Origin of the sequence: Parafrankia elaeagni, from assembly GCF_000374165.1 — a bacterium.
GTDB lineage: Bacteria > Actinomycetota > Actinomycetes > Frankiales > Frankiaceae > Parafrankia > Parafrankia elaeagni.
The window spans coordinates 32,311-55,395 of sequence record NZ_KB893723.1 but is presented as its reverse complement, the minus strand read 5'-3'; the positions used below and the strand labels follow the sequence as shown (position 1 = coordinate 55,395).

Genomic DNA, 23,085 nt, shown 5'->3' with positions numbered 1-23,085 from the left:
CGCTTCACCTCTTATCGTCATATTGACGAGATCGTCCCGATCCGGCCGGGTTCCGCCGACAGGCGTCCCGGCCGGCCACCAGCAAGGAGGCCACCATGGCCGACATCAGCCGCGCTCTGTTCCTGCGCCACCTGCGGGGCACGCCGACCGCCTACGTCCGCCACGTCAGCGGCGGGAAGACCCGGCACGAGGGGGTCGGCCTGAGCTTCTGGTACCGGCCACGCACCGCGGTCATCAGCGAGATCCCGGTGGACGACCGGGAGCTCCCCCTGCTCTTCCACGCCCGGACGTCCGACTTCCAGGACGTCGCGGTACAGGCCACCGTCACCTTCCGGGTCGCCGACCCCACACTGGCCGCCGGCCGGCTCGACTTCGGCGTCGATCCGGAGACCGGCGCCTGGCGCGTGACCCCGTTGGAACAGCTCGGGGGTCTCATCGTCGAGACCGCCCAGCAGCACGCCTTCGATCTGATGGCCCGCACCACGCTGACGAACGCCCTGGTCGACGGCGTGCCGGCCGTCCGCGAGCGCATCGCGGCCGGGCTCGTCACCGACGAGCGGCTGGCAGCGACCGGAGTCGCGGTCGTCGGCGTCCGCGTCGTCGCGATACGCCCCGAACCCGAGCTGGAGAAGGCACTGCGCACGCCCACCCGGGAGCAGATGCAGGCCGAGGCCGACCGGGCGACCTACGGCCGGCGCGCGCTCGCCGTCGAGCAGGAGCGTCGCATCGCCGAGAACGAGATGCAGAACCAGATCGAACTCGCCCGCCGCGAGGCGGACCTGGTGGCCCAGCGCGGCGCCAACGACCGGCAGGTCGCGACCGAGAAGGCGGCCGCGGGCCGGATCGCGGTGGAGGCCAGGGCCGAGCACACCCGCCTCACCGCGGCTGGCGACGCCGAGGCGACCCGCCTGGCCGCCGCGGCCCGAGCCGACGAGATCGAACGGATCGGCGCCGCCGAGGGCACCGCCGAGCAGGCCCGGGTGGCAGCCCTGCGCGACCTCGACAACCGGACGGCGATCACCCTGGCCGTCCGCGACCTGGCCGGCAACCTTCCCGACATCCAGGCCCTGACCATCACTCCGGACGTCCTGAACGAGCTTTTGACCAGACTGGCCGCTGCGACGCGGACCGCTGCGACGCAGGCCGGTGCGGCCTGATGGCCACCCTCGCCCCGCGGGTCGTCCTGGTGCACCGCCGCACCGAGTACGCCGAGCTGCTCGAACGGCACGGCACCGCCGGCCAGGCCGCCTTCTTCCTGGCCAGCCGCGGCCGGGACCTCGCCGAGGTACGGGACCGCGACGCGGCCGTGACCGCGGTTCGCCGGGCCGCGCTCGCCGCCGTGCCCGCCGACTGGCGACGAGGCGAGGTGGAGCGCTCCGACCTCGACCGCTTCCTGTTCTCGCCCGACGACCTGATCGTCTGCGTCGGCCAGGACGGGCTGGTCGCCAACGTGGCCAAGTACCTCGACGGCCAGCCCGTCATCGGCGTCGACCCGGAGCCCGGCCGCAACCCGGGCATCCTGGTCCGCCACGCGGTCGGCGAACTCGCCGGGCTGCTGCGGACGACGGCGAGCGCGGCAGCCCGCGGTCCGGGCAGTCCGGGCAATCCGGGCAATCCGGGCAATCCGGGCGTCGGACACCGCCTCGACCACGGCGGCCCGGCCGTCCACTCGACGGCCATGAGGGCCATGAGGGCCATGACGGCCACCATGGTCGAGGCGGTGTCCGACGACGGTCAGCGGCTGCTGGCACTCAACGAGATCTACGTCGGCCATCCCTCCCACCAGACCGCCCGCTACCAGCTCGCCGCCCCGGACCACACCGGCGCCGTCCGCTCGGAGCGGCAGGCGTCGTCGGGCGTGCTCGTCGGGACGGGAACCGGCTGCAGTGGCTGGTGCCGCTCGGTGTGGCAGCAGCGGAGCAGCCGTCTTCCGCTGCCCTCCCCCGACACCGCCGGGCTGCTCTGGTTCGTCCGGGAGGCCTGGCCGTCACCGAGCACCGGCACGAACCTGGTCGAGGGCCTGCTGCCCGCGCCGGCCCGCATCGAGATCCAGGTGGAGTCCGAACGACTGGTCGTCTTCGGCGACGGCATCGAATCCGACACGATCACGCTCGCCTGGGGACAGCGTCTGACCGTCGGCGTCGCCGAACGCCGGTTGCACCTCCGCTGACTCCTGGGCGACCCGCGACATCTATTTGACGCCCAGCAAGAGACCACACGTTCCGAGGCCGTTTCATGATCTCCGCTGCCTACGATCAGTGGCGGTAGGCCGGTCTGCGGCACCGGCGCCGACCTGGAGGGAATGTGGGTTTCTGGGGCACCTACGTCGTGGGGCGTGCGAGCCGGCCGCTGACCGAGCTCCCCGCGCTGCGACCGTCAGCGGCGAAGGCGAGCTGGCACTGGCATGGAAAGGGCGGCTGGCAGGTCGTCCAGATCGAGCACGGCCCCGACGGCTGGAACTCGCCAGATCTTCCCCGCGCCTGGGACGGCCTGCTCCAAGGCCTGACCAGGCAGTCCGGGCACCCTGTTCTGGCCGCCGTCATCAAGCACAGCGAGGGCGCGCAGCTCCTCGGCCACAGCCCGCGCACCGGCCGCTGGGGTGGCTGGATCATGGCCGAGAACATCACCTGGCGTCTCCTGCCCGAGGACGGGCCGCGCCAGCACTGGGACGAGAACGGCCTCCGGCACACCGAGAGCACGGCCGACTACAGACGACGCGAGCGGCTCGCCCTCGACCACCTCTACGCGACCGCCGGTCCGCCCGGGGCCCGATCCGCCCCCTCCGCCATCGCGTGGGCGACCGAAGCCGGCCTCATGCCCGACCCCGCGGCCGTGGCCGCCACCCTGGACACCGCCGCCGACTTCGCCGAGGAGGCGCTCTTCACATTCCTGACCGCCCTCGGCCTCCCCGACGCCCCGGACGAAGCTGCCCTCCAGCCATAGCGGGACCCCGTCGTGGCCGATTCCCGTCAGTACCACTCCGATGATTACAGCAAGACGACAACCGACCAGCCACCAGCCGAAGGCCCGCCCCGCCGCTCGGGCAAGCGAGGCGAGCCGGGTCGGGTGCTTCCGCCCCGGAATCCGTCACCCCCGGACGCGGGCAACGTCGGACCGCCATAATCGCATGGCGATCGACACCCTTGGACTGTCACCTGTGTTCAGCCTGGTAGCCTTTCTCTTTCTCGCCGAGACGGTCCGCGGCCACCCTTCCCTGGGCAGGGTGACGAGGCCGACATAACTTGGCCGAGTGTCTGATCCGACCACGGCACAGGCGCGCCTGCCACTGCCAGCCGAGAAATAGCGACGCGCACACTCAACCCACGTTCCTCGAACGGCCTCCGAGAAACCAGCGACGATTCTGTGGCAGTGCCTGGCGTGACCGCGGCGGATTCTTTCGACGTAGCTGCGGGCCACGTCGCCTGCGCCGGCACCCTCCGTCTCCGGTGGCGGACGCGGAGGACGAGGCCCCGCTCCACAGGACACCGACGCCCCGGGACATGATCCCAGACTGGTGTTGTGAAGGGGATGGCCCGGCCGGCGACCCACACCGGACAACGACCAGCACTCCGCACCCACACCCACACCCACACCTGCGCAAACCGCTGAACCAGCTTCCATCACGCACTCCTCCTTCTTCTTCTGGTATTACAGCCATACCGTCCACACAGGACGGTTCAGTCACCGAACTTTAAGGAGAAGGCGTGGCGCAGCTGGAGCGACAGGCGGGCTCGGGAGCCGGGACATCCGGCTCCTCCGGTGCGCATCCTCGTCGATGGAGGATCATCGCCGTCGTTGCCGGGCTCACCGGCCTCGCCGCAGGCGCCTGTTCGAACGGCCTCGGCAGCAGTTCCGAAAACATCTCCGACAACGGTTCGGCCAACGACTCCGACAACCGCCTCACTACTGGCGCCGTCAGCATCGAACCTCTGTGGGAAAACGGCATCCGCGCCATGGAACGGCCACGCGCCGCCGACGAGTCGGTCGTCTTCCATGCTCTGACCGAATCAGGCAATTTTCAGATGTTGAGCCTCGATCCGACGTCCGGCAGGACGCGATGGACGGCGCCCGCGAGCCCCTCCAACGTGGCGCCCGGAGTGGGGTTTTCCACCAGGCTGCTCCATAACGGAGAAGTCGTCGTCTGGATGGAGCCCGGCGAGTCGATGTCGGCCGGCGACATAACAATGGGATACGTATCGATCGTCGGCGCGGAGACGAAGTCCGGGAAGCGGCTGTGGACCTACGGCGACGGCCGTCTCCAGCTGTCGTCCGCGCCGACGATCTGCGGAGACAATGACGTCTGCCTGCCGGCCAGCACCGACTCGGCTCCCGTCGCCCTGGACGGGTGGTCCGGGGCACCCAGTTCCCTCGGCATACGGACCGCGCGCGCATCCGATGTCGGCGGTGATCGCCGGCGGCTGCCGTACCGGAGCGTGACAGCGACCATTTCGAAACCAAATCATGTTCCGAAAGACGAGACAGAAACGACACCGAGCACGGAGTACTCTCGTTCCATCGGACGCTACCTGTACGAGAACGGGCACGAACTGATCGCGTACACCAGTGACGGTGCCGAGAGCTGGAGAAAGTCGTTTTCCAACCTTTTCGAGGGTCTGGAAGTGAGCCCCAGCTTCGGGTGGAATGTCACCCTGAGGAACGGGCTGTACATCGTTTCGCTGAGCCATGTTCCATCACCCGGGCAGCTTGCCACGGACGAGGCTCGTAGCCCGTGGAACCGCGACGCGTCCAAGCTCTGGGCCACCGCCGCCATCGACGCGCGAACCGGAGAAACGCTGTGGGTGCATCCCACCGCCTCGACGCTCTGCGGCAGCATCGGCTCCGGCATCGACGAGTACGTTCGATGCAGCTACACCGGGACCGTCCTTTACCACTCGGGGGCGTCCGCCGCCACCGAGGGAGTACAGGTCACCGTCGAGGGCTACGACCCCGAAACCGGGCAGACAACCTGGCAGTGGCCCGCCGGGGTCGTTCCAGGGCTCGTCTTCAACAGCGAGGACGACGAGGCCGAGGAGAGCGACCAGCCTCGGCGCGGACCAGATGTGCTCCGGGTCGACGACGCCCGCTACGCCATCCGCACGCCTGACCGGACCGTGCTGCTCGATCTCGAAGTCGGTCCGCTGAACGACCCTCCGCCCGCCTCCGGATGGTGTTCCTCCAAGACTTCCGTGGAACCGAGCTTCCGCATCGCCGGGCAGGAGGATCTCCGGTACTACGACGATCTCTGGTATCCGTGCGCGGACGGCCACCCGGTCGACGTACCCAGCACGACTCCGAGGTTCGCGGGCGTTCTGATCGACGAGGCGTACATCTGGCGGGACAGCGGCGGCCGGGTCCGCGGCGGCCACGTCAGCTGAAGGCCCGCGAGCGGGCACCTGATACGTCGAGGACGGCGTCAACATCGGCACAACGGCCGTGCAGCTCGTGGTCGAGCTGGTCTCTCCCGGCAACCGAGCCGTGAACCGGAAGGCCAGGCCGATATCGCGAGCTGCCGGCCCATCGGTCACTTTGAGTACATGACGGACTCGAGATCCGGTCGCACGAAATGGGTACGAGTACCTTCGGGCCGAATTTCACCGACCGGTATGTCGCCGCACCCGCCGTCGTGGGACAAGGGTATGTTGTCGCCGCCATAGGCCGACAACGATTTTCCTGGGGGCTCGGGTCTTGACGGCCTTGGATGATCGGCGCTTTTGCGCCAGGCCCCGACCACCTTTTGGCGAGGGTGGCACGGGGCTGTGACCGCCTTTCTTGCCTTCCTGGGGCTCGGGTTGCTGACTGTCCTTGTCGTCGGTCTGGTCGCACTGGCCCGGGGTCGTCTCCTGCGGGCACGGATCCGCAGTCGCCGTGCCGCCACGGGCGTGACGGTGACCGCCGTGATCGTCTTCGGTGTGTGCGTCGCGTCCATCCCGCAGACGGATCCCGACGCTCCGGTCAGCCAGACCACGTCGGCTGCCCCTGACACCCCGGGCTCCTTCATACGATCCTCCGCTGTGGAGCAACCACCGACGATCCAGCCGCCGGTGGCACCAGTACCGGCACCGGCCCGCCCGGTAGCGTCGATCGGGGTTCCGCCAGTGGCCTCCGTGGCGCCGATTCCTCCGGCAGACCCAGCGCCGCCTGCGGCAGTCGATCCACCGCGCGTCCCCGAACCTCCGGTGCCACCGCCCGCGCCGCCAACCACGGCGGATTCGCGCGCCGGTTGCGACTCGTCGTATCCGGACGCCTGCCTGCGCACCGGCGACTACGACTACGACTGCGAGGGCGGTGAGGGAAACGGACCGAACTATGTCCGCGGGCCGCTGCGCGTCACGTCTCCGGACCCGTTCGACCTGGACCGGGACGGCGACGGCACCGGCTGCGACAGCTGAGCCGGTGGCAGCCGGGTGGCGGACAGGCCCGGGTCGGCCGGACGACCGTTGACGTCGAGGGCATGTCGAGGGCATCCGGCACTGGCTTCGCCGTCTGATCGACGTCTGACGAAGCCATTCAGGCTGACAGGTGGAGCGGGAGGTTTGCCAGGCCCCGCAGGATGATGTGCGGGCGGTAGATGAGAGCGCCGCCGGCCGGCGATTCGTCGGCCAGGGTGATGGAGCGCGCCCGGTTCAGTAGGGCCCGGAAGGCGATGTCCGCCTCCAGCCGGGCCAGCGGCGCGCCGAGGCAGTAGTGGATGCCGACGCCGAACCCGAGGTGGCGCCGCGTCCCGGCGGAGCTCGTGTGGCGGGCGGCGCGGAAGCGGTCCGGTTCGGCGAACGCGGCCGGGTCGCGGTTGGCGGCGCCGATCATGATGACGGCGCCGTCGCCGCGGGTGAACCGGTACCCGGCTATGTCGGCGTCCTGCAGGATGGTGCGGGCGATGAACTGTACCGGCGGGTCGTGGCGCAGGGTCTCCTCGACGGCGGAGCCGACCAGCCACGGATCGGCCCGCACGGCCGCCAGCTGCTCGGGGTTGCGCAGCAGCGCGAGGATGCCGCCGCTGATGAGGTTCACGGTCGTCTCGTGGCCGGCGACGAGAAGCAGGGTGCACAGTTCGAGCAGTTCCCGCTCGGTGAGCATGTCGCCGTCGTCGTGGATCTCCACGAGGCGGCTGAGCAGGTCCGCGCGTGGTTCTCGGCGGCGCCGGGCGATCAGGTCGCGGAAGTAGGCGTCGAACGCGGCCGTCGCCGTGTTGCAGGCGGCCTTGTCCGCGGCGGTGAGCAGGTAGGCCGGGTCGAGGCCGCGGCTGAGGGCGTCCGCCCATCCCCCGAACAGCTCCTCGTCCGCGGTCGGGACGCCGAGCAGCCGGCACATCACCCGCAGTGGCAGCGGGCGCGCGTAGGAGGCGACGGCGTCGATCCGGCCCTGGTCGATCGCCTGGTCGAGCAGGGTGTGCGCCACGGAGGTGATCTCCGGGACGAGGGCTTCGATGACGGCCGGGGTGAATGCCCGCCCGACCAGGCGCCGCAGGCGGGTGTGGTCGGGCGGGTCGGCGCGCAGCAGCGAGCCCAGCCCGTCCTCGGCGATCCCGCGGTAGCTGATGCCGGCGCCGTACCCGTGCCCGGACGCCGGATGGGCGAGCACCGCCGACGCCTCGGCAAGACGGGTCACCAGCGTGATCGTGCGGCCGGCCATCTCGTCGGGCACGAAGGCGGCAGCCTCCCGGAACTCCCGGTAGCGCGGATAGGGGTCCGCAAGGCGGGTCGCCGTCATCGCGCCCACCAGCCCGCCGAGGCCGACCGTGGATGTCTCCCCGACCGTGGACGTCTCCGCGCCGCTCACCGTGGCCACAGACCATCTCCTCCACCGAAGTTCGCACCGCACGGTGGCTCCAGAATCCCGCCCCGACGGCACGGGGCAGGAGGAAACCGCTCGGCTCCGACCCGGCGGCGGCCGGTTCCCATCGTCCGATTGGAGTTCGGGTACTGCGCGGAGGCCGCGCCCGACCTGGTCGCCGCCATGGACGGCTCGATCGGGCCCGGCCTCCGCTTCCTTCGGGGAGATGTTCCAGGTGGGGAGCTCCGATTCGGCTGGTTCCTACCAGCCCCAGCCACGTCCCCAGCCGCCGCGGTTCCAGCCCCAGCCGCCCCGACTGCCCCAGCCGTGGCCCCAGCCCCAGCCCCGGTGCCAGCCCCAGAAGAAGGTTCCGGTGACATCCTGGAAAGATCCTCGCGCCGAGATCGACGGCGCCTCGTACCTGCGCTTCATCATGGCCTCCTCGTTCCAGGCTCGCGATTGTTCGGTGGCCGCTTGGTCGAGAGCGCGTCGCGGCCGTTCGCCTGGCCGGCGCGGTCGGACACGTTCGCCAGAGCCCGGGGAGCATTCCTTCCACCACCCTCCATGGTCTCCCCACCCGTTTCAGCGCAGGTTCAGAAAGGGTTCATCACCCTGCGCCCATGGGCGCAGATGAGTTTCGGCCCGAACATGTCGAGGCCGACCTGTCACCTTTTCGTGGATCGATTCGCTCCACGCTTGAGACGAACCGTGCAACAACGAATGGCGGCGCGAACCGGCCGGCTGCTGGAACGACGCCACGTACCGGCCAGCAGGAGCACCGGCAGACCGGCGCAGCCGAACAGCATCGTCGGGCCCGCCCACACCGATCCCGCGGCCCAGAAACCGAACACCCCCACCGAGGCGATCTCGGACACGGACCCGGCGAGCGAGGTGACCGTCGCCCGGGACGAATCCGGAACGACCTGTTGCAACCGGGTGTCGGCCTGCACCGCCGCCCACTGCAGCACCCCGAACGCGACCGCCACACCGACCAGCCCGACAGGCGTGGCGCTGAGCGCACCGACAGCCAGGGCGCATCCCCCGGCGGCCAGTACCCGACCCGGGTGGCGGGTTCCGCGATCGGCCAGCCAGGCGCCGACGGCGATACCGGCAAGCATGATCCCGTAACCGGCGGGGACGAGGGACGGTGGGAGTCCCGTGTCGGCGACGAGCAGGGGCAGGTACTCGTCGAGCGTGAGGATGGCTGCCAGGCCGGCCACCATCGCGACGGCAACCCGTGTCGCCGCCGAGCGGCGCAGAGCCGCCAAGCCCTGGCGGAGAACCCGAGGCGACCCTGTTTCCTGCTCCCCGCCGACGCTCGAACACGCATCCCGGCCACCGTCCGCCGCGTCGCAGGCCTCGCCAGGCCCGGCAGGCCCGGCAGGCCCGCCAGGCCCGGCAGCGGTCATGGTGGTGCGGGTGTGGGGCAGGGCCAGGGCGAGAGCAGCGGCCATCAGAGGTGCGGCGACGCTCGCCAACCCCACCGTGACGAATCCGCCCACGGCCAGCACCGGGCCTGCCGCCACAGCCGCGACCAGCGCTGACATGGTGCCGACGGCCTCAGCGCGGCCTGTCAGCCGGGGGTAGGCGTCCACCCGGCCCAGCGCCGTGAGCTCGGCGTGGATGTAGGCCTGCCAGGTGCCCGACCGCAGCGACCCGCCGATTCCCCACAGCACGAACCCGGCGGCGAAAGCACCGAAGCCAGGTGCCAGGGTCCAGAGGGCGAACCCGGCGGCTGTCAGCAGCGGAGAGAAGACCAGCAGCAGCCGGCGCGGCACCAGGTCTGCCAGCACGCCCGAGGGAACCTCGGTGAGGAACGCCGTGAGCGACCACAGCGCGAACAGCGACGAGACAGCGGCCGGTGACAGGCCATGCTCGACGAAGAGCAACGCATACAGCGGGTAGAGGAGGACCGCGTCCTCACACGCCGCATACGCGTACAGCCGGCGGGCAAGGCCCGCCTCAGCAGCGGAAGATCCGTGGGATCAACGTCGTCGGTGTCGCATAACGCCCGATCCTAGTGCCATGGCCGGCGCCGGCCAGCGGATGACGGGATCCCCGCCGCGATGAGTTCCGGCCGGGTCGCGGGTCTGCCCTGGTGAGCGTCGGAGCGCGTCGCAAGACGCGGCCCGGCACGAGACACCACGGAGGACACCATGACGACCATCCCCGGCGACGCGGCCACTACGCTGGCAGGCCGCCCGCTCATCGTTGACCTGGCCACCTGGCAGGCCGCCCGGGACGGGCTCCTGGTCCGCGAGAAGGCCCACACCCGAGAGGGTGACGCCCTCGCCGCGGCCCGCCGCCGGCTGCCGATGGTGGAGTTCGACGGGACGGTGCAGGTTGTCGGCGCCGACGGCCCGGTCCCGTTCCTCGACCTGTTCCAGGGCCGCGACGAGCTCGTGGTCTACAAGCACATGTGGTGGGACGGCGCACCGCACCAGGGGCAGTGCGAGGGCTGCACCATGATGGCCTGGCACCTGAAGGACGCTGTCTACCTCAACGCCCGAGGCGTCTCCGCCGCGATCGTCACGACGGGCCGGTGGGACGAGGTGGCCTCCTACGTCGCCTTCATGGGCTACACCCAGCCCTGGTTCTCGGTGCGCGACCTGGACGAGCCCGTCGGCGGCGCCATGGGCTACCTCACCTGCTTCCTGCGCGACGGCGACCGCGTGTTCCTCACCTACTCCACGACGGGCCGCGGCAACGAGCCGGCCAACGGCTCCTTCGCCCTGCTCGACCGGACGCCCTACGGCCGTGGCGAGGCGTGGGAGGACAAGCCCGAGGGCTGGCCCGAGGGGAGCCACGCCTGCTGGTACTGGCGCTCGGACGCCGACGGGAACGCCACCTGGGGCCCGACCAGCCGCCCCGTGCCGCAGTGGACCCGCCCCGCCGCACCCCCCGTGGACACCCTCGGCCGGCAGGGCCACTGCCACTGACGCGCCCGAACCCGAACTGCAGGTGCTAGCCAGGATGCCCGCGGATACCCGAACAGCACGTCCGAGGTGGCAGGCAGGCTCAGAAAGTCAGCTCGGCCCAGGTGATGACGATCGGGATGGGATTCACGAGCTCGGGTGGACCGCCGGCCTCGTCCTTCATGACGGTGCCAAGATGCTTGTAGCGCATGCTGGCCCGGTCGAGCGCGAAGCGTTCGATGCTGGTGACGCCGTCGCTGTCGAGCCGGGTGATCCAGTAGTGCGGGATCCCCGCTCGGGCGTACTCGCCCAGTTTGTCGGTGGTGTCCTGGGTTTCCGAACCGGGCGAGACTATCTCGACGACGAGCAGGGCGTGCTCGGCCCGGAGCCGTTCGCCGCGGGCCCGGTCAAGGCAGCGGTAGAGGATGACGTCAGGCCGGCGGTTGAGCAGGGGGACGTCGCGCAGCCGCAGGTCGACGTCGTTGTTGACCGTCAGGCAGCCGTGGCGGCCGGACCTCGTCGCATCCCGGGCGTGCCGTTCCAGCAGGTTGGCCAGCCGCCGCCCGGCCGTCTGGTGCTCCGGGGTCGGCGCCTCGCAGAAGATGACGTAGCCGTCGACGATCTCGATCGCCCGGGCGATCTCCTCCGACAACGCCTCGTACTCGGCGGCCGTCACCCGAGCGGGCTGCGGGCGCAGGCCACGCAGCCAGCTGTCCTCCGGCGTCGCCGCTGTCACCATCGCCTCCTGGGTGGATGAACCGTGGCACGTCCAGGACGTTGGTCGGCCGCGGCCGACCGCCTCCAGCGTAGATCCATGCCGGCCTCTGTGGTGCCCCACGGAGGCCTCGGCCAGCGCAGAGCCCACAGACGGATCTTCGTGTCTCCGTGTGCGGCGCAGGCAGCTGTCGGACCGGTGCCGGAACGGTGGCTCAGATCCGCGCGCCCTTCTCCAGGTTGCAGCGGCGGCACAGCAGCTGGAGGTTGTTCACACTGGTCGCGCCACCTCTGCTGTGCGGGATGACGTGGTCGAACTCCAGGTACTCGGTCGCGCTGCACTGCACGCAGGCGCCTCTGTCACGCTGCCAGACCTCCGCCTTCACCGCCTGCGGAACGGCACGACTGTCGCGTCCGCGGGGTGCGATCACCAGCCGCCGCGCGACGCGCAGCACACCGGAGAGGACGGCCGCCGCGTACTCCGGGTCGTCGACGCGGTAGATGCCGCCGCCGCGGGCCGTCGTCGCCGAGATGTCGACGGTTCCGTAGTTCCCGGCGACAGCGACCACCTTTGCCCAGGCGAGTTCCGTGCCCGCACCGGTCTGGGCGAGAAAACGGAGCTTGCGGTTACTGGCGACGAGACGTCCAGGGGTGTGCCGAGGGCCGCTGGCGAGGTGGCGAACCTGCACCACACTCACATCCAGGTGAACGATCTCGTCCAGGTCGAGGTGCAGGGTCGGTACCGTCACCCGGGGCAGCTCGCCGTTGCGGATGCGGGAGAGATCGAGGCCGCGCTGCAGCCGCTCACGCATCATCCCGACCGCGGGGTGCCCGATGCCCAGGCGGCGGACCTCGTCCTCGAAGAGGGTGAGCTCGTGCTCTTCGATGATCTCGTCGGCGAAGGCGAACGTGACAAGCCGCTGAAGGTAGCCCAGCGCCACGGACTGGAACACCTCCTGGCCGGCGGCCTCGGGGACGCGCTGGAAACGCAGTTCGGCCCAGAAATCCTCGAGAGAGGATGTTCCCGGGCCGGCGTCGATACCCGCGGCGAGCCGGCGGTGCCAGTCCGCGAGAATGCTGCGGATCGCGTCCTCGCAGGGCGCGCAGGGCACCGGCCCGAGAAAGAGGCGGCGGCGTTTCGCGGCGCCGCAGCGTCCGCAGGTGGTGTCGGATTCGGTGAACTGCCCTCGGGTCTGCGCGGTCCAGGTGTGGCCGTCCCACCACCGCAGACCGCCGCCCGCCTCCGGGTCGGGATACCAGTCGGCGCGGCGCTGGGCGCCGCCGCCGAACGGCTGGGCGGGCATGGGCGGCAGAACCCGTCCCGGCGGCACAGCGGGCACGGGCGGCACAGCGGGTCCCGGGCCGGCTGTCCCCCGTGTGGCGGGTGCAGGTGTGGCGGGCGCAGGTGCGCCGCGCTGCGGTGCGGCGGACCCGGCCGGGGCGTCCTCCGGCTCCTCGACGGAGATCCCGAAGCTTCTGGCCAGGCCGGCCAGGCCGCTGTCCCAGCCCTGGCCGACCGCGCGGAACTTCCAGCCCGTTGCCCGCCGGTACAGCTCGCCGAAGACCATGGTGGTGACCGGTTCCGCGGTGTCCGGCGCGAACTCGGCGAGCAGCCGGCCGTCCTCGTCGCAGACCTGGAGGACCAGCCCGCCGACTCCGGCGAACGTGCCGTCGTCGACCGAGCCGGCGATCACCACCGTGGCGATCTCGGCCTCGATCCGCCCGGTCGCGATGGTCAGGGTTCCCCCGGTGCCGGCGGAACCGTCCGCGCCGCCGGTCGCGAGGCTGACGGCGCCGGACCGGTGGCGCGGCTGGTTGTAGAAAACGAAGTCGTCGTCGGAGCGGACCTGGCCCGCGCTGGTCACCAGGACGGCGCAGACATCGAGGGACGGGCCGGACGCAGAGGAAACCACAGCGCGGACGGTCTCCGCGGCAACCGCCGTGTTGGCACCTTTTGACAATCTCTGCGCAACGACCATCAATTCCCCCACAGGCAATCCAATACCACAGAGGGACACCGGCGGCGTTACGCACAGCCCGGCCAGATGGACGTCCCCGTGGCTGACCGACAGATTATGCCTGAGGGAAAACAGGAACGGGGGCGGAGAACCCGCCCCCGTTCCATGGCGCGCCGCGGCGTGCTTTTCCGGGTCCCGAGGGGATCCGGCCCGGGGCAGGGGGACGACGGGGGGACAGGGATGGCTGGTCAGGCCGGGACGGGGATGCGGGCAGCGCCCGCGCGCAGGGCTGGGATCAGTTCGCGGCCCCAGTCAACGACGTCCTCGTACGGGTCGAAGCCGCGGATGAGGAAGGTGTCGACGCCGATCTCGTGGTAACGCAGCAGCGCGCCGGCGACCTGCTGGGCGGTGCCGACGTGGCCCGACGAGTTGCCGCCCGGGCCGGTCAGTGCCGTCACGCCGAACCAGAGGCGCTCGTCGTGGACCTGCTGGCGGGCCGCGGCCTCCTGCAGGCGGGCGGACGCGACCGAGTTCGAGGTCGCGAACTGCGGCGAGGTGCCCCCGGCCGCCTCCGCCCGGCGGCGGGTCTCGGCGGTGATCGCCTCGGCGCGGGCCCAGGCGGCGTCCTCGGTGTCGGCGATGATCGGCCGGGTGGAGAGGCTAAAACGCAGCGTGCGGCCGTGCTTCGCGGCCGCGGCGCGCAGCAGGGCGATGCGGTCCGCGGTCTGCTCCAACGGCTCGCCGAACAGCATGTAGACATCCGCGTGCTGGGCGCCGACGGCGACGGCCGCGTCGGACTGCCCGCCGAAGAACAGCGGGATGCCGGCCGCGGTCGCCGGCTTCACCGAGCTGTAGGCCCCTTCGTACCGGTAGAAGCTGCCCTCGTGGTCGAACGGCGTCTCGGAGGTGAGGGTGCGCCGCAGGACGTCCATGAACTCCGCGGTGCGCTCGTAGCGGGTGTCGTGGTCGGCGAAGTCGCCGTCGCGGCGCTGGTCGGCGTCGTTGCCGCCGGAGATGTGGTGGATGGCGACCCGCCCGCCGCCGGTGAGCTGGTCGAGGGTGGCGAGCTTGCGGGCGACCAGGGTCGGGGTGACGAAGCCGGGCCGGTGCGCGATGAGCACACCGAGCCGGTCGGTGTGCGCGAGGACGTGGCCGGCGACGGCGAACCCGTCGGGCGCGGTCGCCCCGTAGCCGATGAGGACGCGGTCGAAGCCGGCCTCGTCGTGGGCCTTCGCGAACCGGGTCAGGTAGGCGGTGTCGACCGTGGGCCCGTCGAAGTACGAGCCGCGGGTCTCGGACGCCTCCCTGGTTCCCACCATGCCGAGGATTTCGATGGGCATCCTGCTTCAGCTCCCTGCTGTGTCGGTGTTGATGGCGGCCGGACGGTTGGTCAGCGCCGAGCGCCAGGTCGGCTCGTGGTGGCAGGCGACCGTCCAGCCCGGCACCGCCGGTTCCGGCGCGGGGGTGTGGTCGCAGGCCTCGGTGGCGAACGGGCAGCGGTGGGCGAAGACGCAGGCGTCCGCGGGACGTCCCCGCTCCCCCGGCCGGTCGGCGAGCTGGTCGGCGGGCCGACGCAGCTGCGCCGGGGACGGGCCGTGTTCGTCGCGGATGCTCGGCGCGGAGGCGATCAGCAGCGCCGTGTACGGGTGGCGGGGGCGGGTGAAGACCTCGGCGATCGGGCCGTCCTCGACGACCCGGCCGCGGTAGAGGACGACGACCCGGTCGGCGATCCCGGCGAGCGAGCTGAGGTCGTGCGAGATGATGATCATCCCGAGCCGGTCGCGTTCGGCGGAGTCAGCACCGGCGGAGTCAGCACCGGCGGGGGTGCGGCGCAGCGTGTCGAGGAGCCGCAGGATGAGGTTGCGGTTCGAGCCGTCCAGCGCGCTGACGGGCTCGTCGCAGAGGAGCAGGCGCGGGTTGTCGACGATCGCGCGGGCGATGGACGCCCGCTGCCGCTGGCCGCCGGAGATCGCGCCGGGCAGGCGGTCGGCCACGGCGGGGTCGAGGCCGACCCGGCGCAGCGCGTCGGTGACGGCCGCCTGCTGCTCGTCGCGGGTGCCGCGGCCGGCGACGGTGAGGCCCTCGGCGATGCTGCGCCCGACGGTGAGGTCCGGGTCGAGCGCGCGCAGCGGGTCCTGGAAGACGAAGCGGATGGCTCCGCCGCGCCGGAATCCGCGGCGGGCGCGGCGGCGCAGCCGGCGGAGGTCGGTGCCGTCGACGTCGATCACACCAGCCTCCGAGGGGGCCAGGCCGACGATCGCGCGGGCGAGGGTGGTCTTGCCGGAGCCGGTCTCGCCGATGACGCCGACGATCTCGCCGGGGCGGACCTCCAGCGAGACGTCCCGCAGGATGGTGGTGCGCCGGCCGGGCCCACTGCGGGCGCGGAAGGAAACGGTCAGGCCACGGACCGACAGCAGCGGCTCCGCGTCCACCGCCGGCCCGTCGGCCGCCCCGACCGCCCCGACCTCGACAGCGACGCCGCCGGCCGCGCCGTGACCATCGGCGGAGCCGGCGGTGGATCCAGCGGCAGGACCGGAGCCGGGCGTGGTTGGCGTGGTGGGGGTGGTGGGGGTGGTCGGAATGGTCGGAGCCGCGGTGGCGGCTGTGGGCCGGGTCCGCAGATCGGCGAGGTTCATACGGGCGCTCCTGCTCGCTCGGGGGCTCGGGCAGCCGGGTCGATCTCGCCGAGCCGGGCGCAGCGCGCCGCCCGGTCGGTGCCGGGTGCGCCGTTGGGCAGGGCACGCAGCTCCACCGGCGCCGTCCGGCAGGCGTCGGTGGCGAAGGCACAGCGGTCCGCGAAACGGCAGCCGGTGATCCGCGCGCCGACGGGCGGCGCGGAGCCGTCGATGACCTCCAGCTCGCGGCGCCGCCAGTCACCGACCGAGGCGACCCGCAGCAGTGCCGCGGTGTACGGGTGGCGCGGGTGGGCGAGGACGTCCGCCGTCGGCCCGGTCTCGACGACCTCTCCCGCGTAGAAGACCAGGATGCGGTCGCAGAGCTGGGCGATCACGGCGAGGTCGTGGGAGACGGCGAGGACGGCCAGGCCCCGCTCGGCGCGCAGCCGGTCCAGCGCCTCCAGCACCTCGGCCTGGACGGTGACGTCGAGGGCGGTGGTCGCCTCGTCGGCGACGAGCAGGTCCGGCTCGCCGGCGACGGCGATCGCGAGCACGACCCGCTGCAGCATGCCGCCGGAGAGCTCGTGCGGGTACTGGTGGTAGACCAGCTCCGGCTGGTGCAGGCCGAGCGTCGCGAGCAGCGCGACGGCGGCGGTGCGGGCCTCGCGGCGGCGGTGGCCGACCTTGACCCGGAACTGTTCGGCGAGCTGGCGGCCGACGGTGTGGGACGGGTTGAGGTAGGAGCCCGGGTCCTGGAAGACGGCGCCGATGCGGGTGCCGCGCAGACCGTCCCACCGCCGCCGCGGCAGGTTGACCAGCGACGTCCCGTCGAAGTCGATCCGGCCGGCGCTGACGTCGCAGCCGGGCGCGAGCACGCCGAGGGCGGCCCGGCAGGTCAGGGTCTTGCCGCTGCCGGACTCCCCGACGAACCCGACGGCCTCACCGCGTCGGAGGGTGAACGACACCCCGTGCACCGCCCGCGGCCCACCGCCGACGGTGATGTGCAGGTCGTCGACCCGCAGCAGGTCATCGGGCATCCTTCGCCTCCAGGAGGGCGGGGGCCGGAGCGGGGGCCGGAGCGGGGTCGGAGCGGGGGCCTGCTCCGACCCGGCTGGCGCCAGGGCGGGGGTGGGCTCGGGCCCGGCCGTCGCCAGGCCGGTGGTGTCGCGGATGGCGTCCGCCAGCGCGTTGAGCGCCGCCACCGCGAAGATGATCACCAGCGACGGTGCGAGCGGCGCCCAGGGCCGCTGGGCGAGGTAGTTCAGGTCGGAGGCGAGCATGCCGCCCCAGGTGGGCGCGGGCGGCTTCACCCCGATCCCGAGGAACGACAACGAGGAGACCACAAGGAGCGCGGCGGCGGCGCTGCCCGCCGCGGTCACGGCGATGGTGGGCAGCACCTTGTTCCAGATGTGGGTGCGCAGGATCCACCAGCGGGACGCCCCGACGAGCTCGGCGATCTCGACGTACTGCGAGGAGGCGAGGCCGAGCGCCGCCGCCCGGGTGATGCGGAAGAAGGCGGGCGCGAGCACCACGCCGATGGCCAGCATCGCCTGGTGGATGCCGTTCCCGATGACCCCGGTGACCGCGATCGCGAAGATGATGTAGGGCAGGGTGAGCAACGCGTCACTGATCCGCAGCGAGATCCACTCGAAGACCCGGCCGAACACCACCGAGGCCAGCCCGGTGGTGGCGCCGAGGACGAGCCCGACGCCGACGGCCTCGACCGCGCCGAGCACCGAGCGGCCGGTGGCGTCCATCAGCCGGCTCAGGATGTCGCGGCCCAGGTAGTCGGTGCCGAGCCAGTGGGAGGTGCTCGGGTCCCGCAGGATCCCCTGCGGGTTCTGGGCGACCGGGTCGTGGGGCGCGAGTGAGCCGCCGGCGACCGCGAGCACCGCGATCCCGGCGAGGACCAGCAGCGCGAGGCGCACCGAGGGCAGCCGGCGCATCCGGCGCATCCGGCGCGGCACGCTCATGACCGCCGCTCCGCCGCCGGGCGCAGCCGGACCAGCGCCGCGTTGACGACGGCGTTGCACACCAGGACCAGCGCGATGCTCGTCACAAGGACTCCCTGGATGACGGGGATGTCGCCGCGGTCGGCGGCCTGCAGCGCGAGATGACCGAGGCCGGGCAGGTTGAAGACCGCCTCGGCCACCACCGCTCCGCCGATGAGGCGCGGCGCGTACAGCCCGATGACGGTCAGCGCGGGACCGACCGCGTTGCGCAGCGCGTGCCCGAACACCACCCGGCGCACCGACAGGCCGCGTACGGTGGCGCCCACCACGTAGTTCTCCCGCATCGCGCCGACCAGCGAGGTGCGGAGCTGGCGCGTGATCTCGGCCGTGAGCTCCAGGCTGAGCGCCAGACCGGGCAGGATGATGAACCGCACCCACTGGCCCGGGTCCTCGCTGAAGGGCACGTAGCCGCCGGAGGGCAGTACCGGCAGGGTCACCGAGAACAGGATGATCAGCCCGATCCCGAGGACGAACGGCGGGATGGTGGACGCCGCCGAGCACACGGCGGTGACGGCGCGGTCCAGGCGCCCGCCGTTGTTCAGCGCCGCCGCGATACCGGCGGTGCCGCCGACGAGGATGGCGACGACCACCGCGACCAGGGTGATCGACAGGTCGACCGGCAGCGCGCGCCCGACACTCTCCGCGACCGGCAGGGTCGTGAAGTAGGAGTAGCCGAGGTCCCCGGTGAGCGCGTTCCCGAGCCAGCCGAAGTACTGGGCGAGGAACGGCTTGTCGAGTCCGAACTGGTGGTTCATCCGCTCGATGTCCTGCGGCGTGGCGAGGTCACCGAGCACGGTCGCGGCCGGGTTGGTGTCGGTGAGCGCGCTCAGGCCGTAGGTGATGAAGGTGGCCACCAGGGCCACCGGCACCCCCACTCCCAGCACCCGCCCGAGGCCACGGGCCAGGCCGGAGAGCCGGGGCACCCGGGGCAGCCGCGCCGACCGGGCCCGGGTCCCGGCCCCGCCCGGCGGCGGGTTCCCGCCGCGCCCCGGGGTGTGGGGGGCGTCCAGCGTCGCCGTCGCTGTCGCCGTGTGCGCCGCCATGTCAGCTGTTCCCGTCGACGGTGACGCCCTCGAACCGCTGGGCCATGAGGTAGCTGCCCAGCGGCGAGATGTCGGGGCGGCGCACCAGGATGCGCGGGTTGCTGAAGAGGAAGACGTTCGGCATCTTCTCGACGGCGATCCGCGTCGCCGCCTGCACGACGGACGGGTACGCCGGGTCGTCCAGCGGGGTCTCGGTGATCTTCGCGACGGCTTCGGCCAGCTCCGGCGGGGTGGTGCGGCCGGGGTTCATCAGGCCCTGCTCGCCGAACAGCACCTGGAACGCCTGCACCGGGCTCTCCCGCCCGGCGAACTGGTCGGTGAAGAACGGCCTCGCCCGCTGGATGTAGACCAGCTGGGTGGCCTGTGCCTGCGGGATCGCCTCCAGTCTCACCCGGATGCCGACCTTGCCGAGCTGCGCCTGGATCTGCTCGGGCAGGCCCTCGACGATCGCGGTGGTGAGGGTGAGATCGGTGCCGTCCGCGTGCCCCGCCTCGGCGAGCAGGCGGCGGGCGAGCGCCGGATCGTACGGGTAGGCGTTCTCCAGGTCGTCGACGTGCCCGGGGTGGCCCTTCGGGAACGGCTGGTAGTTGACGTCGCCGATGCCGAACTGGACGGTGTCCACCAGTGCCTTCCGGTCGATCGCGTGCTTGATCGCCCGGACGACCTTCGGGTCGTCGAACGGCGCCGTCGTGTTGTTCACGTCGAGCACACTGATGACCAGCGAGGGAATGATCTGGACCTCGAAGCCGGCCGCCTTCACCGCCTCGACCTGCGACGCTGGCACCGTGGCGACGTCGAGGCGGCCGGACTGCAGCGCGGCGACGGCGGTGGCCGCCTCGGGCGGCATGTGGAGCTCGAAGGCCTGCGGGTGGATGTTCGCCGCGTCCCAGTAGCCGGCGAAGCGGGTCAGCTTCGCGCTGTCGTTCGGCACGTAGGACGTCAGCTGGAACGGCCCGGCGCCGACCGGTCGGGTGGCGAGGCCCTTCTCGTCGCCGTCGATGGCCTTCGGGCTGACGATCATCCCGGTCTTGCCGGCGAGGATGGCCGGCAGCTGGTGGTCGGTGTTCTTCAGGTCGAGGCGCACGGTGGCCGCGTCGACCGCGACGACATCGGCGATGCTGGTGAGCTGGGCCGCGACCAGGGAGTTCGGGGCGTCCCGCCCGCGCAGGAGGCTCTTCGCCACGGCGGCGGCGTCCAGCGCGGTGCCGTCGCTGAAGGTGAGGCCGGGGCGCAGGTGGAAGGTGACGGCCGTGCCGTCGGCGTTGTACTCCCAGGAGCTAGCCAGCGCCGGCACGGGGGTGGCCTTCTCGTCCAGCCTGGTCAGGCCCGCGTAGACCAGGGACAGGGCGTGGACGTCCCAGCCCGCCGACGAGGTGATCGGGTCCCACGAGGTGACCAGTGCCCACCCCCAGCGCAGCATCCCGCCGCCGCCGGAGCCGACGCCCGCGGGATCGTTGCCACCACAGGCCGCCAGCAGGATCGACCCGCCGGCGGCCAGCGTCCCGAGGCGTAGGAAGCCGCGCCGCCCCAACACGGGGCCCGCCAGGTCGGCTGCTGGGACGGGGGTCGTGAAGGTCGTCCTCGGGGTGCTCACGGATGGTCCTCTCAGGCATGGATGGGCGCGCTTCGGCGTGCCGCCGGGCCCAGGGCTCGCAGGTCGACGGGCTCGCAGGTCGGCAGGCGTGCACGGGGCAGGCGGAGCACGCCGGACATCCGGCGCGGGCAGAGCCGCGTCGGCTCGTCACGTCATCGCGGGAATCGCCGCCGACCCGCGGAGCCGGGTCGCCGGGGTGAGGGCACGGGAAAGCTCGGACTGCGGCAGGCCGCGGCGGTGGGGGTGGCGCTGAAGGTGGGCGTGGCGCAGGCGCGGGTGGCCCGAGAAACGGAGGTAGCCCGAGAAACGGAGGCGGCCCGGGAGCGGGGGTGGCGCGGACGGTCGGACCGCGCCGGCGTCAGGAGACGGGTGACGCCGGCCGGTACGCGGGAAGCGACAGCAGGCCGGCCGGGCCAGTGGTGGCCGACCGGTGGAGGGCTTCGTCAGAACCCGGTGGAGGAAACCGGATCCGCGCGGCCGGCGCCGAGGCGCCGGTGAGGCGACGGGCTAGCGACGGGCTAGCGACAGAGGTCGCTGGAGGTCAGCTCGAAGTCGACGTAGCGGCACGCTACGGCCAGGTATGTCCACCGCATGAGTGAAGAATGCCCGACGAGCTGCCGTAACGTCAATCGTTGACAATGGGCGATCTACTTCACAACCCACAGACCCCCTGGGCAACATCCCTCTCACCCACGGTAGGGATCGACGTCCGGCCAGACCGGTCGTCCGCCGGGGCCGGTCCGGGTCCACCGCGCAGCGGCGCCCTGCCACTACGATGACGGGCGAAGGGTCGTGACTGGCGCGCTCGGGTGGAAACGACCACTGGGGAGCGACGAATCTGCTGGCGGCGCCGTGCGCCTGGGTGCCTCCGACGACAGACGTCTGTCCGCGTGGAGGTCCCGCATGCATGAGCCCGCCATGAAACACCTGTCCGCCACCGACCCCGAGATCGCCGGCCTGGTCGAGGCCGAGGCCGGGCGGCAGTTCGAGAAGATCCGCCTGATCGCCTCCGAGAACTACGTCTCGACGGCCGTCCTCGAGGCGTCCGGCTCGGTGCTGACGAACAAGTACTCCGAGGGCTACCCGGGCAAGCGCTACTACGAGGGCCAGCAGGTCATCGACCCGGTCGAGACCCTGGCGATCGAGCGGGCGAAGTCCCTGTTCGGGGTGGCGCACGCCAACGTCCAGCCCTACTCCGGCTCCCCCGCGAACCTCGCCGTCTACCTCGCGTTCCTGCAGCCGGGTGACGCGGTGCTGGGCATGGGCCTGCCCTCGGGCGGCCACCTGACCCACGGCTGGTCGGTGTCGGCCACCGGCCGCTGGTTCAAGGGGATCCGCTACGGGGTCCGCCGCGACACCGGCCGCGTCGACCTGGACGAGGTCCGCGACCTCGCCCTGGAGCACCGCCCCAAGGTGATCTTCTGCGGCGGCACGGCCATCCCCCGCACCATCGACTTCCCCGGCTTCGCGGCGATCGCACGCGAGATCGACGCGGTCCTCGTCGCCGACATCTCCCACATCGCGGGCCTGATCGCCGGCGGCGCCCACCCGTCTCCGGTGGGGCACGCGCCGGTCATCACCACGACCACCCACAAGACACTGCGCGGCCCGCGCGGCGCCATGATCCTCACCGACGGAACGCATTCCGCGGCCATCGACAAGGCCGTTTTCCCCGGCCTTCAGGGCGGCCCGCACAACCACACCACCGCAGCCATCGCGGTCGCGCTGAGGGAAGCCGCCACCCCGGATTTCCGGGAGTACGCACACCGTGTCGTCGCGAACGCGAAGGCGCTCGCCGAGGCGCTTGCCAGCCGCGGTTTCGATCTCATCACGGGTGGCACCGACAACCACCTCATCCTCATTGATCTGACCGGTCGGGGCGTTGCCGGAAAGCCTGCGGCGAAGGCGCTGGACCGGGCCGGTATCGAGCTCAACTACAACACGGTTCCGTTTGACCCGCGCAAGCCCTTCGACCCGTCGGGCGTGCGACTGGGAACGGCCGCCGTCACCACGCGTGGCCTGCAGCCGGAGCAGATGCCGACGCTGGCCGCCTGGATCGACGAGGCGGTGAAGGCCGCGGGCGACGAGGACGAGGCCACCCTCACCCGCATCTCCGGCGAGGTGCGCGACCTGATGTCGGCGTACCCGATGTCCGGCTGGGTCTGATCCGGTCCTCCTCCCCATCTCCCGCCGGGCTCTTCTTCTGATCTCCCGCTGATCTCCCGATCTTCCGACCGGTGGCCGGCCGGCGCACCGCGCCCGGCCCACCCCGCCTCGTTCCCGGTCGTCCCGGCCCGGGCGTGTGTCGCACGCCCGGGCCGCGGCCTGCCCGGACCGCATCCCCGGGCCTGCGGCTTCACCGGGCCGACAGCTTCGCCGGGCCGCCCCGACCTCCCGCCGATGCCGATCGGCTCACTTCCTGGTCCGCCCCCGGCCCTCCCCCCGCTCCTTGCCGGTCTGCGGG

Annotated in this window: 17 protein-coding genes and 1 riboswitch; of the genes, 7 read left to right on the top strand and 10 right to left on the bottom strand. The window is 71.8% G+C overall.

From position 1 onward, the window contains the following. Positions 1-95: 95 nt before the first annotated feature. The 5 genes from B207_RS0114790 (at position 96) to B207_RS33990 (ending at position 6,389) form a co-directional block, all read left to right on the top strand. The gene (locus tag B207_RS0114790) at positions 96-1,157 is read left to right on the top strand and encodes an SPFH domain-containing protein (protein WP_018637323.1); all 1,062 of its coding nucleotides are present in this window, start codon (positions 96-98) and stop codon (positions 1,155-1,157) included. Next, positions 1,157-2,170 carry a hypothetical protein gene (locus B207_RS0114785; RefSeq protein ID WP_018637322.1) on the top strand — a complete coding sequence of 338 codons (1,014 nt, stop codon included), beginning with the start codon at positions 1,157-1,159 and terminating at the stop codon, positions 2,168-2,170. The genes B207_RS0114790 and B207_RS0114785 overlap by 1 nt, the downstream gene beginning before the upstream one ends. A 134-nt stretch (positions 2,171-2,304) precedes the next feature. After that, positions 2,305-2,943 carry a hypothetical protein gene (locus tag B207_RS0114780; protein ID WP_018637321.1) on the top strand — a complete coding sequence of 213 codons (639 nt, stop codon included), beginning with the start codon at positions 2,305-2,307 and terminating at the stop codon, positions 2,941-2,943. Positions 2,944-3,704: 761 nt separating this feature from the next. After that, positions 3,705-5,375, top strand: coding sequence for an outer membrane protein assembly factor BamB family protein (locus B207_RS0114775; RefSeq protein ID WP_018637320.1), 1,671 nt, complete (start codon positions 3,705-3,707; stop codon positions 5,373-5,375). 381 nt (positions 5,376-5,756) lie between these two features. Continuing rightward, positions 5,757-6,389 (top strand): hypothetical protein, encoded by a 633-nt coding sequence (locus B207_RS33990; protein ID WP_018637319.1) that lies wholly within the window; start codon positions 5,757-5,759, stop codon positions 6,387-6,389. Positions 6,390-6,507: 118 nt separating this feature from the next. Here the strand turns inward: B207_RS33990 and B207_RS0114765 are convergent, their stop codons facing one another. The 3 genes from B207_RS0114765 to B207_RS33985 all read right to left on the bottom strand — a co-directional run bounded on the left by B207_RS0114765 (position 6,508) and on the right by B207_RS33985 (position 9,713). Continuing rightward, a complete protein-coding gene (locus B207_RS0114765; protein ID WP_018637318.1) occupies positions 6,508-7,785 on the bottom strand; it encodes a cytochrome P450 in 1,278 nt (425 codons plus the stop codon). A 246-nt stretch (positions 7,786-8,031) separates the two neighbouring features. After that, a complete protein-coding gene (locus tag B207_RS39760; RefSeq protein WP_326828411.1) occupies positions 8,032-8,205 on the bottom strand; it encodes a putative RiPP precursor in 174 nt (57 codons plus the stop codon). A 230-nt stretch (positions 8,206-8,435) separates the two neighbouring features. After that, a complete protein-coding gene (locus B207_RS33985) occupies positions 8,436-9,713 on the bottom strand; it encodes an MFS transporter (RefSeq protein WP_084692153.1) in 1,278 nt (425 codons plus the stop codon). A 213-nt stretch (positions 9,714-9,926) separates the two neighbouring features. On the opposite strand from B207_RS33985, the gene B207_RS0114755 reads away from it, so the two are divergent. Beyond that, positions 9,927-10,709 carry a DUF899 family protein gene (locus B207_RS0114755; RefSeq protein ID WP_018637316.1) on the top strand — a complete coding sequence of 261 codons (783 nt, stop codon included), beginning with the start codon at positions 9,927-9,929 and terminating at the stop codon, positions 10,707-10,709. A 79-nt stretch (positions 10,710-10,788) separates the two neighbouring features. Here B207_RS0114755 and B207_RS0114750 read toward each other — a convergent pair whose 3' ends face one another. The 7 genes from B207_RS0114750 to B207_RS0114715 form a co-directional block, all read right to left on the bottom strand. Further along, on the bottom strand, positions 10,789-11,424 hold the full coding sequence (locus B207_RS0114750) for a Uma2 family endonuclease (RefSeq protein WP_018637315.1): 636 nt from the start codon (positions 11,422-11,424) through the stop codon (positions 10,789-10,791). 190 nt (positions 11,425-11,614) lie between these two features. After that, positions 11,615-13,378 (bottom strand): TerD family protein, encoded by a 1,764-nt coding sequence (locus tag B207_RS0114745; RefSeq protein ID WP_026311069.1) that lies wholly within the window; start codon positions 13,376-13,378, stop codon positions 11,615-11,617. 227 nt (positions 13,379-13,605) lie between these two features. Continuing rightward, complete coding sequence (locus B207_RS0114740) at positions 13,606-14,697, bottom strand: LLM class flavin-dependent oxidoreductase (RefSeq protein WP_026311068.1); 1,092 nt, start codon at positions 14,695-14,697, stop codon at positions 13,606-13,608. A gap of 6 nt (positions 14,698-14,703) precedes the next feature. Next, positions 14,704-15,993: an ABC transporter ATP-binding protein gene (locus B207_RS36940; RefSeq protein WP_018637312.1), complete on the bottom strand. Its 1,290-nt coding sequence runs from the start codon at positions 15,991-15,993 to the stop codon at positions 14,704-14,706. After that, positions 15,990-17,945, bottom strand: coding sequence for a dipeptide/oligopeptide/nickel ABC transporter permease/ATP-binding protein (locus B207_RS41445; protein WP_018637311.1), 1,956 nt, complete (start codon positions 17,943-17,945; stop codon positions 15,990-15,992). The genes B207_RS36940 and B207_RS41445 overlap by 4 nt, the downstream gene beginning before the upstream one ends. Then, positions 17,942-19,027 carry an ABC transporter permease gene (locus tag B207_RS0114720; RefSeq protein ID WP_018637310.1) on the bottom strand — a complete coding sequence of 362 codons (1,086 nt, stop codon included), beginning with the start codon at positions 19,025-19,027 and terminating at the stop codon, positions 17,942-17,944. The genes B207_RS41445 and B207_RS0114720 overlap by 4 nt, the downstream gene beginning before the upstream one ends. Position 19,028: 1 nt before the next feature. Then, on the bottom strand, positions 19,029-20,621 hold the full coding sequence (locus tag B207_RS0114715; RefSeq protein ID WP_018637309.1) for an ABC transporter substrate-binding protein: 1,593 nt from the start codon (positions 20,619-20,621) through the stop codon (positions 19,029-19,031). A gap of 782 nt (positions 20,622-21,403) precedes the next feature. After that, positions 21,404-21,492, top strand: a riboswitch (ZMP/ZTP riboswitch). 32 nt (positions 21,493-21,524) lie between these two features. On the opposite strand from B207_RS0114715, the gene B207_RS0114710 reads away from it, so the two are divergent. Further along, complete coding sequence (locus tag B207_RS0114710) at positions 21,525-22,787, top strand: serine hydroxymethyltransferase (protein WP_018637308.1); 1,263 nt, start codon at positions 21,525-21,527, stop codon at positions 22,785-22,787. Positions 22,788-23,085 lie beyond the last annotated feature (298 nt).